The following is a 16861-nucleotide window of genomic DNA, read 5'->3' as shown; positions in this document are numbered from 1 at the left end:
ATGCCGTTGGTTGGATGTTCGAGGATGTGTCAGGCGCCTGGCGGTCCGCCCTCGTCGCTCACGTCGGGTAGCCGGACGCCGACCTGCTCGCAGATCGATCGGAGCGCGGGCTTGAGACCCTCCTCGAAGGTCGGATGGTAGAAGGGCCGATCGAGCAGATCGTCGGCGGTGCAACCACCCTCGATCGACCAGGCGAGGAGATGACCGAGATGGTCGGCACCTGGGCAGAATAACGTCGCGCCCAGCAGGCGTCCGTCGCCCGGGTCGGCATAGAGCTCAACGAGGCCGGTGGTCTGGTTCTCGACGCGGGCCCGGCCCTGATCCTCGTAACTGGCGCGTCCCGTGACCACGTCGTCGCCAGCCTTGCGCCCCACGACAGCCACAGGAGGGTCGGTGAACATGATCGAGAAAGGCACGTTTCGCCGCGCCTTCACGACCTCCGGCAGCTTGGCCGCGTTCGCTCCCGCGATCGCGCCCTCGCTCGAGGCTTCGTGGAGGACCGGCCGGTCGGCATCTGCGTCCCCGGCCATGAAGATCGGACTGTCCCCGCATCGCATCGTCTCGCGATCGAAGACGGGCGTGCCATGCTCATCGAGTTCGATTCCCGTCGCCTCGAGGTCGAGTTCCTTCAGCGCAGGCGGCCTGCCAGCGGCGACAAGCACGCGTTCGAAGGTCTGATGGCCTTCGGACGCACCCGACCAGACCAGTCTTGCTTTGCCGTCCACCGTGGTCGTCTCGATCTTCACGCCGAGATGGACGTCGAGTTCCTTGGAAAGCGCGATCTCGAGCTTCCCGGCTACGTCACCCTTGAGGCCACCGATCGTATCTCCTTCATCGAACACCATTGTCGCTACGCCCAGACGCGCCATCGCCTGCGCGAGTTCGAGACCGAGCGGCCCCGCGCCGATCACAGCCAGCGTCGCCGGCAGGCTCTCCAATTCGAAGATCGTCTCGTTCGTGAGAACCAAGTCGGAGATCCCGTCAAACGACTTTGGAACAGATGGTCGCGCACCCGTCGCGATGATGATAGCCGTGGCGCGCACCGTCCTGCCGTCATCGAGCGACAGCGCTCTCCCATCCACGAAGCGCGCCGTGGCCTTCACCACGACGCCGTCGGGAAGTTTGGCGATCTCGTCCCGCGTGGCCTTCGCGAAGCGGTCGCGCTCGCGGCGGACGCGACGCATGACGGCGGCACCGTCGACGACGACCTCGGTCCGAATCCCGAAAGCCTCCGATGTCCTGGCAATGTGCGCCGTCCGAGCGGCGGCTATCAGCAGCTTCGACGGCATGCAGCCGACGTTCGCGCAGGTTGTCCCGATGAAGGCGGGATCGATGAGGATCGTCTTGGCTCCGGCCTGGCGCGCGCGCCGCTCGGCGGAAAGGCCGGCGGTTCCCGCGCCGATGACGGCCACGTCGCACTCGATGTCGCTCACGGTTGGATGATGTCCTCGTCTGTTGGCTTCGGTTCTCAACAGACGGGAGCGCCAGGTGGGCCCGGCGGGGTGGCTAGTTGCGAGCGGCCTTCAGCAATTCGACGGCGCGCGCTGCATCGCCGGTGCCAATGACCGAAAAGGTCTTTCCCTTCAGCTCGTTGTAGCTGACGAAGAAGCGGCCGAGGTGATCGACAAAGTTGGCGCCCAAGTCCTCGATGCCCTTCGCGTGGCGGTAGTTGATCGAGAGGGCCGTCCTCGCGATCAGTCGGTCGTTGCGGACGGTGACGCCCTTTTCGGTCTGCTCCGCCTCGATGACGCCGAGCAGCTTCACATGGACGATGCAACCGGGCGCGCTCGGCTCGTCGCCCACGACCAAGACGTCCATCGGGTCTCCGTCCCCGGCCAATGTCGACGGCACGAAGCCGAAATCCAACGGGAAGCTCATTCCCGTCGGCAGCAGGCCGGACAGCTCTAGAGCCTGAAGTTCGGGATCGTAGGTGTACTTCGACCGACTGTCTTTCGGTGTCTCGATGACGACACGGCATGTGAAGCCCACCTCGTCCAGCCGGGGATCGATCCTCGTCAGATCAGCCATGTTGCCCGAGCCTCATCCGACGGTCAGTCCCGCCCGCGTGGCGTCGTCCACTTTGCCCGACAGGCCCGGCACCTCGTCGAGCTGGCGCAGATCCGAGAAGCGCCCGCGCTCCTCGCGGTAGCGCACGATCTCGAAGCCGTGTCCCTTCAACCCCGGCACGTCGTCCAGCGCCTGCTGATCCGCGCTGTTCACGTCGACCTTCATCGGACCGACCCGGTTGGGCACGGCATCGTCACAGGACGGCCGCGACGAGACCGAGGGTCTGCGCCTCGGCGGCTTCGATGTACCAGTTGGAGGGTGCCTTCTCGAGCACCTCGTCCATCGTCACGCTCGACCCGCGGATGAGGTTCTCGAACCCCTCGTTCTGAATCACGATCGAGGCCTCGATCTCGTGGAGCGTCGCCTTGACCGTCGCGATGCAGGTCGTGAGCGGGCCGTCGATCGCCAGCTGCTTGGAGAGCTTGCGCTCATGGACCATCAGACGAGTTCCGCGGGTGAGATAGCGGTTCTCGGGTGCGAAGAAGCTCATAAAGGTTGTGCCCGCCGAATAGATCGCCGCCTTGCCGAGGAAGACGAAGCGGTGCTCCGGCTCCAGCTCGCTGTGGAAGCGCACGTCCTCGCCCATCATCCGCGGGACCTCGGGATCGCCGCCGAGCGTCGAAAGCTCCACCACCACGATGCCCTCGTCGGGCGCATTCGCCAGCTGCGACCGGACGCTCTCGTACATCGCGTAGTCGACCGTGTCGCACAGCATGATCGCTGGGTTGCGGAAGTCGGAGGCGGTCAAGGTCGCGGCAGACATCATCATCCTGTCTATTCTGTCGGCCGGCTTGAACGCGCACGGGCAGAATTCGAGCCGCGCAGCCGCCTGTCATTGGCAATCACGCCCTGATGGAGTGGTGCAAGGGCGATTGCGGGAAGCGTCGCTAGCGCCGCTGCTGCAGCGAGGTTTGCCTCGAACAGCCGCATCCAGTCCGCTGGCCAAAGCAAGCCGCCGCCTACCAGCGCATGGAACGCCTTTGCGTTGGATGTCGCGGCCTCTCGCGCCAGTCCGCCGGCCTTTCCAACGGATTTGCCCGAAGTCCGGAAGGCCGACACCTTCTCGGTCATCATGCGTCCGAGTTCGCGGTGGTCCGCGTTCAACGGATCGGTCAACGCCATCCCTATGACCGGCAGCCGAGCGAAAATTACGCTCTGCGCGCCGACCATCGTCTCCATCATTGCCGTCCCGAGCTTCACCGATTCCAGCGGCCAACCCCACAGAGCCAAAAGATTGCGCGCGACGGTCATATACGATCCTTCATGTTGCAGCGCAGCAAACGCACCGCTGAGCGCGATGGTGACGGGCAGCCGGAAAAATCTTGTTCGATGATTACGCGACGCCGCTAGTCGACGCTTTCGACGTAAGAACCTAAGACCGGCACATGACCTCGCGAAGCATTTCCGCTCTGCATCCCGCCTATCGCGACGATATTGCCGACCTGACGACCCGCCGCCCAGTGCCGGCGCCCGGACTGGAACAAGTCGACCCGTTCCTGTTCCTCAACCATCACGGGCCACAGACATATGCACCCGGCAATGGAGGGCTCCCGTTCGGGCCGCATCCGCATCGCGGCTTCGAGACCGTCACCTTCGTTTTGACGGGCAATCTCGCGCACCACGACACCGGCGGGCACGAAAGCGTCATCGAAGCGGGCGGCATACAATGGATGACTGCAGGCTCCGGGCTCATCCACGCCGAAATCTCGACGCCCTCCTTCAAGCGAACGGGCGGCCCGCTGGAGATCGTGCAGCTCTGGGTCAACCTTCCAGCGCGGTTGAAAATGACGAAACCCGCATACACGGGGTTGCAGGTAGACGAGATCCCCGCACTGCCGATTGCCGACGGCAAGGGAACGCTCAACCTGATTTCCGGCGATTTCGAAGGGCATGTCGGCCCGATCCGGTCGCTTACCGACGTCTTCATGACGACAACGCGGCTCGAGGCCGGCGCACGCCTCGCATTACCCGCGCCCGCCCATCGATCAGTCCTGCTCGCGTCATTTCCGGAAAGATCGCAGTTGCCGGCGAGGTCGTCGACCAATGGCATCTCGTCACTTTCAACGGCGACGGCGACTCGATCGTCTTGGGTGCTTCCACCGACGCGGTGCTGCTTTTTGGCCATGCTGACCCGATCGGAGAGCCCGTGGTTTCGCACGGACCCTTCGTGATGAACACGCGGGAAGAAATCAGCCAAGCGATCGGCGATTATCAGGCTGGCAAGTTCAACGGGACTGGAACGCTGTCGAGTGTGGGAGCATGACACGAGCGGCTGTGAGAACAACGATAGGTCTCTTCGAGAGACGCGCGTGAAGATCGCGACCTACAACGTCAACGGCGTGAATGGTCGGCTGCCGGTGTTGCTGCGCTGGTTGGTCGAGGGCCAGCCAGACATCGTGGTCTTGCAGGAACTGAAGGCTCAGCAGGACAACTTCCCCGAAGCCGCCATCCGCGACCTTGGATACGATGTGATCTGGCATGGGCAGAAGAGTTGGAACGGCGGCGCGATGCTGAGCCGTGTCGGGGAGATCCACGAGACTCGCCGGGGGTTGCCGGGCGATCCCGATGCAAAACAGAGTCGGTACATCGAAGCGGCGGTGAACGGCATCCTGATCGCCGGCCTATATCTGCCCAACGGCAATCCGCGCCCGGGGCCCAAGTTCGACTACAAGCTGGCATGGTTCGAGCGACTGATCGAGCATGCCGCGGACCTGCTTGCGAGCGGCGCGCCCGTCGTATTGCTCGGGGACTTTAACGTAATGCCGACCGAGCGCGACGTCTACAAGCCGGAGCGCTGGCTGGACGACGCGTTGTTCGCGCCGGAAGTCCGCGCCGCCTTTGCTCGCCTGATCGACCAAGGGTGGACCGACGCCCTGCGGACGATCCACCCAGGCGAGACAATTTACACCTTCTTCGACTATTTCCGAAATGCCTATGCGCGGAACGCCGGCCTGCGCATCGATCATATTCTGCTGAGCCCGGATCTGGCGAAACGGCTCGCTGACGCCCAGGTTGACCGGCACGTGCGCGGCTGGGAAAAGACGAGCGATCACGCGCCGGTCTGGATCGAGCTCGCAGACAAGACGGTCGGCAGCCGACGTAAGCCGTGAGCCTTTCGTCGATGAGAAGGGGCTCAGACTCGTCACCGCCGACGACGCCGGATGGCCGATACATCGTCGTGCGCGGTCGACTGTGGCGCGCCGCCAATCCGCACTTGGCGGACGAGCGTCGCGCGGCTCTCGTCCGACAGTTGATGGACGCAAGACGCGCAGTCGGTGCCGCGAGGCGTTCCAACGACCGGCAAGCGGAAGAAATGGCGCACGCCGCTGTCGACAGGAAGATCGCGTTGGGCGAACGCGGTCCGGTATGGTGGACGCATGGAGCACCCGATTTGAACCGGCATATGGCCAGGAACACACCCTACGCTGACTGGTTCGAGTGGCGTCCGAGGTACAGGCGAAACTGCAGCACGCTGCCCATCGTCCGGTACAACAGGACGGCCTAAGCGGACTGAACTCGAGCGTACGCGTCGCGGAAGAGCGCGTCCTTCCGGATGTCGGTTTACGGCTCCTGGGGAAAGAGTCGGCGCGCCGCTCGTTGGCGTTTGCCGGTTGCATTCCCGCTGCCCAAGCGAGCGAGGATCGCAATGCGTTACTTTTTCCATACCGCCGATGGATCGCGTCAGCGTGACACGGAAGGAATTGAGCTTCCGAACCACAGCGCTGCACGGAGGGAAGCAATCCGCTTCATCGGCGAATGCCTGCACGACCAACCCGAACTATTATCAGGGCACACCAACTTCCGCGTCGAGGTAACCGGTCGAGACAATATGATGCTGTTCAAGATCATCGCGCTGGCGGTCAACGCGCCGGCGGCCGGCAATGTGCAGCAGGCATAAGCGGTGCTGCCGCAGCTGGCTTCCTCGGAATATACGAAATCGATCGAGGCAACTTCACGCAGCGCATATTCGGAAGTATCTATTTAAAACTGTCGCCTTCTAAACTATATAAGGAATGGCGTCCCAGACCTTAGCTCAGTATAAATTCGAGCATCTTGGTAATTATACGATAGGCCCGACGCGACTAACTTGCATCAATCTCAGGCGGGCATGCCACCGAGGCGCTCGACTGTAATGATGGAAATAACGCCTATGTGCTGCGTTAACACGCTGTCGACTGCCGGGTTTGGTACGTGCAGCGGCTGGGGAGCCTGTCTGCCATGCGGATCGCGATCATCGCGCATTTGAAATATGCAATCCGAGAGCCATTCGCCGGCGGACTCGAAATGCATACCCATATGCTCGCGAGATCGCTTCGCGACCGCGGTCATGCGGTTACCTTATTCGCCTCGACGGGGTCCGATCCCCAGCTTGGAGTCGAACCGATCTGCGATGAAACGTCGCTGCTAGAGACCGGGATCGCAGAAGCCAATGACGTTGCCTTTTTCCGCGAGCACCACGCCTATCTGAAGCTCATGACCGAACTTAGGGGCCGCAGCTTCGACATCATCCACAACAATTCGCTGCACTACCTGCCGGTCAGTATGGCCGAGACCATCACGACGCCGATGATGACGACCCTGCACACGCCGCCTTTCTGCTGGCTCGAGAGCGGTATCCGGGTCAATCGCGGCAGGATGCGCTATGTGGCGGTTTCCGAGGCTACCGCTGCGATGTGGAGCCACGTGGCCCACGCCGACGATGTCATCCCCAACGGGATCGACTTACATCATTTCCCCTTCCGCAAGAGTGCGAGCGAAGAGCCTTACCTCGTCTGGTACGGTCGGATCGTTCCGGAAAAGGGCCTTGATCACGCCATCGATGCGGCGCGTCTCGCAGGACTGGCGCTGAAGATCGCCGGGCCGATTTCGGACGCGGCTTATTATGAAGAGATGATTGCCCCCCGGTTGGGCGACGACATCGTGCATGTCGGCCATCTCGCGCACCATCAACTGGCTCATCTGGTCGGCGGAGCACGGGCCGCCTTGTGCACGCCGCGTTGGGAGGAACCCTATGGCCTGGTCGTTGCCGAGGCGCTGGCGTGCGGCACACCGGTCGCAGCCTATCGTCGCGGCGGCGTGCCGGCGTTACTCGGCCCGGACTGCGGCGTGCTCGCCGAGCCGGACGACGTCGTCTCGCTCGCGGCAGCGGCTGTTGCGGCGACCCGCTTGAGCCGTTCTGCCTGTCGCGTACACGCCGAGCATCATTGTGATGCTGAACGCATGGTCGATAAGTACGAGGCGGTCTATTACGCGCTTCGCTCGGGGTCGGCGATCGTGAACGATCGGGCGAGCGAGCCCCTCCCCATTCTGGCGAGCGTCGCATGACCGTTGCGCTTTGCGTGTGCATTCCGGCACGCAACGAAGCCGCCCACATCGCCACGCTGTTCGATGCACTGGCGGCGCAGGATGTCGCAGCGCCGTTTGCGGTAGCGTTGTGCGTCAACAACAGCGATGACGGAACGACGCAGATCGCGAGTGATGCGGCCGAACGCGTGGGTAGTATTTTTGCCCTGCACCTCTGCGAGTGCGTCTTCGCACCCGAACGCGCTCATGCCGGCTCCGCGCGTCGCGCGGCGATGGAGCTGGGCGTCGCGGCGCTCGGGGCCGCCGGCGGCCTGTTGATATCGACCGACGCCGATTGCAATCCGCCACGAGACTGGATCTCAGCCAACCTTGCCGCGGCGGCGCCCGACCGTATCATCGGCGGACGGATCGAACTTGACGAAGCCGAAGCCGCACAGGCGCCTGAACTCTTCGCCCTCAGGCAGCGATTTGACGCTTATTGGCGGCAGGTGCGCAAAATAGAGGACTCTATCGATCCTTCGCCCTCCGATCCCGCACCACGGCACGGTGACCATACCGGCGCGAGCCTTGCCCTTTCCGTCGACCTTTATCAGCGTGCCGGCGGCGTGCCGCTCCTACCGGTCGGCGAGGATCGTGCGCTGGTCGATGCTGCGATCGCGGCGGGGGGCACGCTCATCCATCCGCAGTCGGTGTGGACGCGCGCGTCCGCCCGCATCGTCGGTCGCGCCGCCGGCGGTATGGCGGACGACCTCCAACGCTGGCTCGACGTCCATACCCGCGGCGAGACGCCGAGCGTCCCGCATTTCGATCATTGGGATGCGCGCGCGCGATGGCGCCGCGATCAACGGCAGAAACACGGACTTAAAGGCGTGGCCGATGCAGAGCGCCAGCTGCCGCCAATGCCGTGCGACATGGCATTGCCGGCGGCAAGCGGCCGATGACGCGCACGATCGGATATTATGTCCATCACCATGGCGATGGCCACCGGCAGCGTGCCATCGCGATCGGTCATGCGCTGGGGCGAGGCGTCACCCTCCTCGGAACGGGGCTCGCAGGCTGCAGTGACGGGCTTCCGGCGCTCGACCTGCCCGACGACCGCCTCGACGCGAGTTTCGCCGGCCTAGATCGGGCCGAACGTCCGGCATCGCTTCATTACGCGCCGGTCGATCATGAAGGTATCCGCCAGCGAACGGCACGGATCACCCAATGGATCGCGCAGGAACGTCCCCGGCTGCTGGTCGTCGACGTTTCCGTCGAGATCGCCATGCTGGCCCGGCTGGCATCCGTCCCGACCGTCTACGTGCGGCTGTCGGGCAAACGGCTCGATGAGCCGCATCTCGACGCGTTCCGGGGCGCAGCGGCGTTGCTGGCCCCCTTTGACGAAGCACTCGACGATGACGCGGTCCCTGCGTGGATCCGCGCCAAGACATTCTATGCGCCGGCCATTGTCGGCGTCTCCGTCGCAGCTGGATCAATCGAAGCCGATGTGGTGCTCGTCGTCCTTGGCCGGGGCGGCGGCGTGTCGGACGGCGATCGATGGGCGTCGGCGGCCCGAGCGACGCCGCACCGGCGTTGGCGCGTCATCGGCCCCTGCACCGTCCCCGCCGCGTCGCCGCCTAACCTCGAATTGCGCGGATGGGTGGACGATGCGAACGCATTGATCGCTCGTGCAGGGGTTGTCGTGGGCGCCGCGGGCGATGGCGTCGTCAGCGCTGTTCTCGCAAACCGCCGCCCCTTTGTCTGCCTGCCTGAGGCACGGCCGTTCCATGAGCAAGCCTCGAAGGCCGGGCGGCTCGCCGCGCTTGGCGTCGCAGTCGTGTCGCAGGGCTGGCCACGTCCAAGCGCGTGGCCCGACCTCCTAGCACGGGCCGAAAACACGGTGTCAGTCTGGCCTGCCCGACTCGCAGCACCTGGCGGCTCTGGGCGGGTCGCGCAGTGGCTCGACACGCTAGACGGCGATTATTCGCGCGCTCGGAGCCACATCGCATGACGTCGGCCGCCCACTCCATTCCGGTTCAACCGGATGATGTCGCTGAGCGGCTCGCTGCCCTCGGCGCGCGATACGATGCTGCGCCAAACTTTCCGATCGACAGCCTGCGGGTTCTTTACGACGCCGGTTATCATCGCCGCTTCGCGCCCGTTGCCTGCGGCGGCGACGCTTTCGCCAGTCCACAGCTTTTCTGCGCCGACATGGCGCGCACGCTTCGTTTCGTCGGACGCGGAGATCTCAGCATCGGACGGCTCTATGAGGGGCACGTCAACGCGCTGCAGCTGTTCGACTGGTATGCAAGGCCCGAGCAGCGCATATGGCTCGCGCATGCGCTCGACGCGGGCGCCTGGTTTGGGGTTTGGGCGACCGAGCCGCAACCCGGCGTGCGGATCGAGGGGCAAGATCCTATCCACCTGACCGGCGAGAAGATCTTCGCCAGCGGTGCAGGTGGCCTCGACTATGCGCTGGCCACGGCTGCGCTCGAGGGCAGCGAGCGGCAGCTGGTTATCACGCCTGCAAACGACCGCGCGCGCAGCGACGTGTCGGCCTGGCGTGTGCGCGGCATGCGCGCCACCGTTAGCGGGCGCTATTCGCTCGATGATATTGCGATCGACCCCGCCATGCTGCTGGGCGCCCCAGGCGATTATGATCGTGATCCGCGCTTCACCGCCGGCGCCTGGCGTTTTTGCGCGGTCCAACTCGGCGGGATCGAAGCTCTGCTGATCGAGGTGCGCCGGTCGATGCGCGACGTGGCCCGTGGCGATCCCATGCAACGCGCGCGCTTCGCCGAGGCCGTCGTGGCGACGCGCAGCGCCGGGCTGTGGGTCGATGAGGCCGCGCGTCGCTTCGCCCATGGGGACGCGGACGCCGTCGCGATCGCGCGGCTTACCCGCGGGATCGTCGAACAGGCCGGCTTTACGGTCATGGAGGCGGCCGCCCGCCTCCTCGGCACCCGCAGCGCGTTCGATGGCGAACGTGCTGACAAGATCATCCGCGATCTCTCGCTCTACCTACGACAGGCCGGTCCCGATCATGCGCGCGACGAGGCCGCGAAAGCCCTCCTCGATCACGATGTCTGGAACCCGGACGATCGGCTGTGGTGACCGCCGAGCCGCTGACTTCCAGCCGCTGGGCCAAGGCACGCTGGCTGGTGCTGGCGCCGCATCCGGATGACGAGACCCTGGGTGCCGGGGCGCTCATCGCGCATGCGGCGACAGCCGGCCGGCTCGGCGGCGTCGCCTTTTTAACCGACGGCAGCGGGTCGCATCCCGCCGGCACGCCGCGCGTGAGCATGACCCGTCGGGGCGAGGCGCATCGGGCGATCCGACGGCTGGGAGGCGGCGATGTTCCGGTCGAATGGCTTGGATGGCATGACGCGCATCCCCATAAAGCCGATAGCCGTGCGTTCGCGCGCGATGCTGCGTGGCTCGCAGCGCTTCTGCGCCGTCGCCAGATCGATGCCATCGCGGTCGCCGACCGCACCGAGGCGCATTGCGACCACGTAGCGGCTTATCGACTTGCCGACGCGGCTATACGGCTCGCGCGCCGACCCGTCTCGCTGTTCGCCTATCACGTCTGGAGCGCGCTCCCGGCATCCGGCCGTCGCCTCGCGATACCGGCCATGCCGCCGGGCATACGACGCCATGCGCTCCGCGCGCATCGCAGCCAGATGTCGCCCATGCTGGGAGCCGGCTTTCGGCTGCCGCCGGAGAAGCTGCGCATGTCGGCGAACGATATTCTCACCATCAGGAGCGGCAGGACATGAGCGGATCGAGCCTGAATGCCGCTTATTTCGACGGAATCTTCGCGGCCGATGACGACCCCTGGGATCTCGCAAGCAGCGACTATGAAGCTGCCAAGTTTCAGCACACCCATGACGTTCTGGCCGACCGGCGCTACGTTCGGGCCTTCGAGATCGGCTGCGCGCATGGGGTGTTGACGGGCCAGCTCGTCGGCCTGTGCGATACCCTGCTCGCCGTCGATATCAGCAGCAAGGCGCTTGCCAAGGCGCGCCAGCGGGTTGGCGACCGGCCCGGCCTCACCTTGAAGCGCATGGCCTTCCCTAACGATGTGCCCAATGACGCACCCTATGATCTCGTGATCCTGTCGGAAGTGGCTTATTACTGGAGCGTCGCCGATCTCGACCGAGCCTGCGAATGGCTGCGCGCCAGTGTCGAGGCCGGCGGGCGCATCATCCTCGTCCATTATACAGGCGAGACGGATTATCCCCACAGTGGCGATGCGGCGGTCGAAGCGCTTTGGGCGGGGCTCGCCGAAGACTTTTCGGTGGTGATGGCCGAGCGTCGCGATCGATACCGACTTGATCTGTGGGAGAAGCGTTGATGGGCGTATCGGCCCTCACCATCGTCCGCAATCGAAGTGCACATCTTCTTCAGCTCGTCGAGGGTCTGCGCCGGAGCGCGCAACAGCCCGATGAGCTCATTATCGTCGACATGAGTGACGTTCCGGTCGAGGTGGACCCGGCGCTCTTTCCGATCCGCATCGATCGCTTCGAATGCGAAGGTCTGCCGCTCGCTGCCGCGCGTAACCGGGCGGCGTCTCTGGCCCGGTTCGAGAACCTTATCTTCTTCGACGTCGACTGTATCCCGCTCGGGAACTGCATCGGAAATCTCGTTGCGGCGCTGGCACATCATGATGCTCTGCTCTGCGCGGACGTGCGCTATCTGGGCCCAGCTGACGCGCGCGGCCACTGGACCGAAGCCGAGTTGCTCGCGCTCGGATCTCATCACCCTGTTCGCCTCTTTCCTGAGACGGGCATACGCGAAGAGGCCAACCCCGGTCTGTTCTGGTCGCTCGCCTTCGCGATACGTCGCGGTCGCTTCTCGGCACTTGGCGGGTTCGACGAGGAGTTCTCCGGCTACGGCGCCGAGGATACGGATTTTGCCTTTCGGGTATCGCGGGCCGGCTGCAAGCTGCTTTTCGTCGGTGGCGCGATCGCCTGCCATCAATATCACGACAGTTACGATCCGCCCGTTCAGCACGTCATGGATATCGTGCGCAACGCGCGTCATTTTCGAGCGCGGTGGGACCGATGGCCGATGGAAGGTTGGCTGGAGGCCTTCGTAAAGCTAGGCTTGGTGCGTTGGCGAGACGACACACTCGAGCTGCTCCGCCTGCCATCTAACTCCGAAATGGAAGCCGCGCGCGTTGTGCCAAATCGTGCGGAGATCGAGGCTCCGTAGGTGGGAACGCTTCGCCGCTTGAGCCCGGTCGGGTATCGCCGAGCTTCGCCGGTCCGGCCGATCGGGCCCGCGCGACTCAGTCCAAGCCGCCGCGCCCGCTGGCAGTTGGCGACCCGGTAGCATTAGACCCCGCAAGATCCATAAATGAACATTCAGCGTCGTCCCCGCGGTCGCTAATTTTAGACATAGTTCATCTTGGCTTGAGATGCCGCCGGGCCGCAAAAGATTGCGCGTCCGATGACGAAGTGGGCCAGTTCATTGCTGCTATGAGCGTCAGCTCACGCACGAAGCGTCTCTTTGGACTGCAACCGTGCCATCCCAAATTCATTGAAACTGAACGGATAAGCAATCCGTGGCACTGACGATCGCCCTCAATGCATCGATCGCCGCTGAGCCGCGTTACTCTGCTCGGCAAATCAGCGATGCATGGGGATTCCGAGTGCCGACCAATGGAGATAGCAAACCAGCGCAGACGGGCATTTCGGGACTCGACGATATCTTAGGTGGTGGCCTCACCCCCGATCGTTTGTATCTTGTGGAAGGCACTCCTGGGACGGGCAAGACCACGCTCGGACTAGGTTTTCTCCTTGCTGGCGCGAAAGTCGGTGAGACCGGTTTATATATTACACTCGCGGAAACCGAGGTGGAATTGCGGGCGGTGGCAAAGACCCACGGCTGGTCGCTCGACCCGATCAGTCTGTTCGAGATGGTGCCGGCCGAGGGGCTCGCCGAAGACCAAGAACAGACATTGTTACACCCAAGTGAAGTTGAACTCGGAGAAACCCTGCGCGGCATCATGGCGAAGGTAGATGAGGTCCATCCCACGCGGGTTGTGATCGATAGCCTCTCGGAGCTGCGCCTTCTGGCGCAGAGCCCGATCCGTTATCGCCGCCAGATCCTGGCACTCAAGCATTTCTTCACGACGCGCGCCTGCACAGTGCTCGTCCTCGACGACAAGAGCACGTCAGGCAGCGACGTCCAGCTCCACAGCATCGCGCATGGCGTGATCTCATTGGAGCAGATCCTATCCGGCTTCGGTGCGCAAAGGCGGCGCGTCCATATTGTCAAAATGCGCGGCGTCCGCTTTCGCGGTGGCTATCACGACTTCGAGATCGAGCGCGGTGGCCTGCGCGTTTATCCCCGGCTGGTCGCGGCGGACCACGGGACCGAGTACGCCGACGATTTCGTCTCGACTGGCTCAGTCGAGTTCGACGCGCTGCTTGGCGGCGGTCTTGTTCCCGGCACCGCGACCTTGCTTACCGGCCCCGCCGGCGTCGGCAAAACGACCGCCTCGGTACAGTCCATGGTCGCGGCCCTCGAGCGCGGCGATCATGCGGTCTACTTCCTATTTGACGAGCGCCTACCAACCCTGATGAGGCGATCAGCGGCGTTAGGCATGGACCTCCAACCTTATGTCGACAGCGGCCAGCTCTTGTTGCGCGCGATCGACCCAGCGGAGCTGTCGCCCGGCGAGTTCGCAGGCGCGGTTCGCCAAGCGGTGGAAGACCACGACGCCAAGGTCGTCGTGATCGACAGCCTCAATGCGTATCTCCAGTCGATGCCAAACGAGCAGTTTCTCATCCTCCAGATGCATGAACTGCTGACCTATCTCGGCCAGCTCGGTGTCGTCTCGCTTCTGATTCTTGGTCTGCACGGCGTCATGGGCGACATCCGCTCCGACATCGATCTGAGCTATCTCGCCGACACCGTCCTCCAGCTTCGCTATTTCGAAGCCTATGGGGAGGTTCGCCAGGCGATCTCCGTCATCAAAACCCGAACGGCGAAGCACGAGCGCACCATCCGCGAATTCAGGATCGCCGACTCCGGCGTCGCCTTCGGCGCACCGTTGCGCGACTTCCAGGGCGTTTTGACCGGCGTTCCGACCTTCTCGGGAGAGAGCAAGACACTGTTGGCCAGCGATGCCGGCACCGGCGCCGGACACGCCGGCTGATGGACAGGCGCGTCCTCGTCCTCGCGCCGCGTGGGCGAGACGCCGCCATCGCAGCAGATCTCCTGTCCAAAAACGCCATCGATCCCGTTGTCTGCGCGTCGACGATGGACCTGCTGGACGCGTTGCGCGTCGGCGCAGGCGCCGTGCTCATCACCGAGGAGGCATTGGCCAGAGGCGATCAGCATGCGCTGACCGCTTGGACGACTAGTCAGCCCTCCTGGTCGGATCTGCCCTTCATCGTGCTTGCCAATGGCGGCAAGGCGCCCCGCTCGGCCTTGGCCACCAAGAGGCTCACGGATCTCGGCAACGTGGTTTTGTTGGAGCGGCCGCTCCATGCCGAGGCCATGCTGGGCGCCGTCCGCTCTGCTCTGAAAGCGCGGGCTCGGCAATTCGAAGTCCAGGCCGCAGCCGCTACCCTCGAGCGCACAGTGGTCGATCGCACACGAGAATTGGAAGCCGCGCGAAGCAGTCTCGAGATCGCGCTCGAAGCGGCGGGCATGGGAACCTGGGATCTTGATCTGCTGACCGGAGAATCAAGACGCTCGCAACGGCACGACGAGATTTTCGGATATCCGGAACGGCGGCCCATTTGGCGGCTCGAGACTTTCATCGAGCATGTCGTTCGATCACAGCGGGCCGATATCCAGATCGTGTTCGAACGGGCCCTCACGAGTGGCGCGCTCGATTTGGAATGCACGATCGTTCGTGCAGACGGGGCAACCCGCTACATCGTGTCCAAAGGGCGTGTCCGGTATGACAATGGACAACCCGTCGGCATCGCCGGTGTCATATCAGACGTCACCGATCGCAAGGAGGCTGACGCCCAGCTCGCGCAGGCGCACAAGATGGACGCGATCGGCCAGCTAACCGGCGGCGTCGCCCATGACTTTAATAATCTCCTCACGCCTATCGTAGGCAGCCTCGATATGGTCCGGCGGCGGCACAAAGATGACGAACGCACTCAAAAGATGGTCGCCGGCGCCATGCAGGCGGCCGAGCGGGCCGCGACGCTGACGCAGCGTCTCCTGGCCTTCGCGCGCCGCCAAGCCCTGCAACCCAAGGCGGTGGACGTTGCCGCTTTGATCGACGGGATTGTTGATCTGATCCGGCGATCGCTAGGGCCAACGATCGACGTGGTGCTCGATGTCCCGAGCAATCTCCCGTCGGCGCGTATCGACCCTAATCAGCTCGAGTTAGCCCTACTCAACCTCGCCATCAATGCCCGAGATGCGATGCCTGGCGGGGGACGCCTGACCTTGGCGGCCCGGTTTTTCGAAATCGACGGTGTGCACGCTCTGGGGCTGTCTTCAGGGCACTACGTCCGGTTGTCGGCGATCGACACGGGAACGGGGATGGACGCCGCGACGCTTGCCCGCGCTACTGAACCGTTTTTCTCGACCAAGGGCGTCGGCAAGGGAACTGGGCTCGGCCTGTCGATGATCCACGGCTTGGCTGCCCAGTCCGGTGGAACACTCAATCTGACCAGTACGCCCGGCAAGGGAACATCGGTCGAAATGTGGCTGCCGGCCACCCGCGATATAGCCGAAACGGCTTCGTCGGACGTGGTCGAGCCAATCGCAGCCCATAGCGCCGCTACAGTGATGCTCGTCGATGACGAAGAGCTGGTTCGGTCCGCCACGGCGGATATGCTCCGCGATCTCGGATATTCGGTCGTAGAATTCGGATCCGCGAGTCAAGCGATCGCTGCCGTCCAGTCCGGCACCGAGGCAGATGCGCTGGTAAGCGACTATCTGATGCCCGGCATGACAGGCGGAGCGCTCATCTGCGAATTGCGAATCTCGCCCTTTAAGATCCCGTCGTTGCTCGTCACCGGCTATGCCGCTGCGGGCGAAGATGTACCGGCAGATGTCGCACGCTTGGCGAAACCGTTTCGACAGGTAGATCTCGCACGGCGGCTCGACGAGCTGATCCGATCCTCAACCGTACGGAAACCGCATCTGCGCGCAATGTGATGAGGTGAAGGTGCGATTTTAGCGGCGACTAGGATCGATATAAGGTGATCCATTTCTAGACTTAGAGAGGATTGCGTCCCAGCCGGACCTGATCGCGAGCTACCTAGCCCTCCTGCGACGGCAAACAGGTGCAGAAAGCTACGGTAGGCCGGCTTCCGTTCGCCCGGGGAGTTCCGATCTTTCGAGGTAGCCCATGCAGCGAAGGTTGATCGCCGATGCCACCAACTTTGCAGCATGATGGTGGCGGTACTAGGCAGCAAGCAGGCAGTATTTATTATAGCGAACGATAACGAACGGCAGATCTGATTTACGCCCCCTCCCGGACGCCGAGATCGGAACGGTGAACTCGAACGCCGCGATTGCACGCGATATC

General features: G+C 63.8%; 17 protein-coding genes and 1 pseudogene. 13 read left to right on the top strand and 5 right to left on the bottom strand.

From position 1 onward, the window contains the following. Window positions 1–29: 29 nt before the first annotated feature. From K8P63_RS06240 to K8P63_RS06220, 5 genes are all read right to left on the bottom strand, one after another. Complete coding sequence (locus tag K8P63_RS06240) at window positions 30–1433, bottom strand: dihydrolipoyl dehydrogenase (RefSeq protein ID WP_223798954.1); 1404 nt, start codon at window positions 1431–1433, stop codon at window positions 30–32. 73 nt (window positions 1434–1506) lie between these two features. Then, window positions 1507–2028, bottom strand: coding sequence for an inorganic diphosphatase (locus K8P63_RS06235; RefSeq protein ID WP_223798953.1), 522 nt, complete (start codon window positions 2026–2028; stop codon window positions 1507–1509). Window positions 2029–2040: 12 nt separating this feature from the next. After that, window positions 2041–2220 (bottom strand): ComEA family DNA-binding protein, encoded by a 180-nt coding sequence (locus tag K8P63_RS06230; protein ID WP_263282696.1) that lies wholly within the window; start codon window positions 2218–2220, stop codon window positions 2041–2043. Window positions 2221–2260: 40 nt separating this feature from the next. After that, window positions 2261–2836: a peptidase S14 gene (locus tag K8P63_RS06225; RefSeq protein ID WP_223798951.1), complete on the bottom strand. Its 576-nt coding sequence runs from the start codon at window positions 2834–2836 to the stop codon at window positions 2261–2263. 5 nt (window positions 2837–2841) lie between these two features. Next, window positions 2842–3318 (bottom strand): hypothetical protein, encoded by a 477-nt coding sequence (locus K8P63_RS06220; RefSeq protein ID WP_223798950.1) that lies wholly within the window; start codon window positions 3316–3318, stop codon window positions 2842–2844. 134 nt (window positions 3319–3452) lie between these two features. Here K8P63_RS06220 and K8P63_RS06215 point away from each other — a divergent pair. The 13 genes and pseudogenes from K8P63_RS06215 to K8P63_RS06150 all read left to right on the top strand — a co-directional run. Further along, window positions 3453–3770 (top strand): annotated as a pseudogene (locus K8P63_RS06215) (pirin family protein); the annotation flags it as partial. Then, window positions 3734–4330 carry a pirin-like C-terminal cupin domain-containing protein gene (locus K8P63_RS06210; protein WP_223799757.1) on the top strand — a complete coding sequence of 199 codons (597 nt, stop codon included), beginning with the start codon at window positions 3734–3736 and terminating at the stop codon, window positions 4328–4330. The pseudogene K8P63_RS06215 and the gene K8P63_RS06210, both read left to right, overlap by 37 nt. Window positions 4331–4376: 46 nt before the next feature. Then, a complete protein-coding gene (gene xth, locus K8P63_RS06205; protein ID WP_223798949.1) occupies window positions 4377–5177 on the top strand; it encodes an exodeoxyribonuclease III in 801 nt (266 codons plus the stop codon). Between the two features lie 536 nt (window positions 5178–5713). Beyond that, entirely contained in the window at window positions 5714–5965 is a 252-nt protein-coding gene (locus K8P63_RS06195; protein WP_223798948.1) for a DUF6894 family protein, read from the top strand. Between the two features lie 320 nt (window positions 5966–6285). After that, window positions 6286–7392 carry a glycosyltransferase family 4 protein gene (locus K8P63_RS06190; protein WP_223798947.1) on the top strand — a complete coding sequence of 369 codons (1107 nt, stop codon included), beginning with the start codon at window positions 6286–6288 and terminating at the stop codon, window positions 7390–7392. After that, the gene (locus tag K8P63_RS06185; RefSeq protein WP_223798946.1) at window positions 7389–8312 is read left to right on the top strand and encodes a glycosyltransferase; all 924 of its coding nucleotides are present in this window, start codon (window positions 7389–7391) and stop codon (window positions 8310–8312) included. Before K8P63_RS06190 ends, K8P63_RS06185 begins: the two co-directional genes overlap by 4 nt. Continuing rightward, window positions 8309–9361 carry a glycosyltransferase gene (locus tag K8P63_RS06180; RefSeq protein WP_223798945.1) on the top strand — a complete coding sequence of 351 codons (1053 nt, stop codon included), beginning with the start codon at window positions 8309–8311 and terminating at the stop codon, window positions 9359–9361. Before K8P63_RS06185 ends, K8P63_RS06180 begins: the two co-directional genes overlap by 4 nt. Beyond that, window positions 9358–10464 (top strand): acyl-CoA dehydrogenase family protein, encoded by a 1107-nt coding sequence (locus K8P63_RS06175; RefSeq protein WP_223798944.1) that lies wholly within the window; start codon window positions 9358–9360, stop codon window positions 10462–10464. Before K8P63_RS06180 ends, K8P63_RS06175 begins: the two co-directional genes overlap by 4 nt. Then, window positions 10461–11126: a PIG-L deacetylase family protein gene (locus K8P63_RS06170; protein WP_223798943.1), complete on the top strand. Its 666-nt coding sequence runs from the start codon at window positions 10461–10463 to the stop codon at window positions 11124–11126. The genes K8P63_RS06175 and K8P63_RS06170 overlap by 4 nt, the downstream gene beginning before the upstream one ends. Beyond that, on the top strand, window positions 11123–11704 hold the full coding sequence (locus tag K8P63_RS06165) for a class I SAM-dependent DNA methyltransferase (protein WP_223798942.1): 582 nt from the start codon (window positions 11123–11125) through the stop codon (window positions 11702–11704). Before K8P63_RS06170 ends, K8P63_RS06165 begins: the two co-directional genes overlap by 4 nt. Then, window positions 11704–12564, top strand: coding sequence for a glycosyltransferase family 2 protein (locus tag K8P63_RS06160; RefSeq protein WP_223798941.1), 861 nt, complete (start codon window positions 11704–11706; stop codon window positions 12562–12564). The genes K8P63_RS06165 and K8P63_RS06160 overlap by 1 nt, the downstream gene beginning before the upstream one ends. A 478-nt stretch (window positions 12565–13042) precedes the next feature. Further along, window positions 13043–14515: an ATPase domain-containing protein gene (locus tag K8P63_RS06155; protein ID WP_223799755.1), complete on the top strand. Its 1473-nt coding sequence runs from the start codon at window positions 13043–13045 to the stop codon at window positions 14513–14515. Further along, complete coding sequence (locus K8P63_RS06150) at window positions 14515–16488, top strand: hybrid sensor histidine kinase/response regulator (protein ID WP_223798940.1); 1974 nt, start codon at window positions 14515–14517, stop codon at window positions 16486–16488. The genes K8P63_RS06155 and K8P63_RS06150 overlap by 1 nt, the downstream gene beginning before the upstream one ends. Window positions 16489–16861 lie beyond the last annotated feature (373 nt).

Origin of the sequence: Sphingomonas nostoxanthinifaciens, assembly GCF_019930585.1 — a bacterium.
GTDB lineage: Bacteria > Pseudomonadota > Alphaproteobacteria > Sphingomonadales > Sphingomonadaceae > Sphingomonas_I > Sphingomonas_I nostoxanthinifaciens.
Note: the sequence above shows the minus strand (reverse complement) of the source record. Positions and strands in the feature narration are given on the sequence as shown.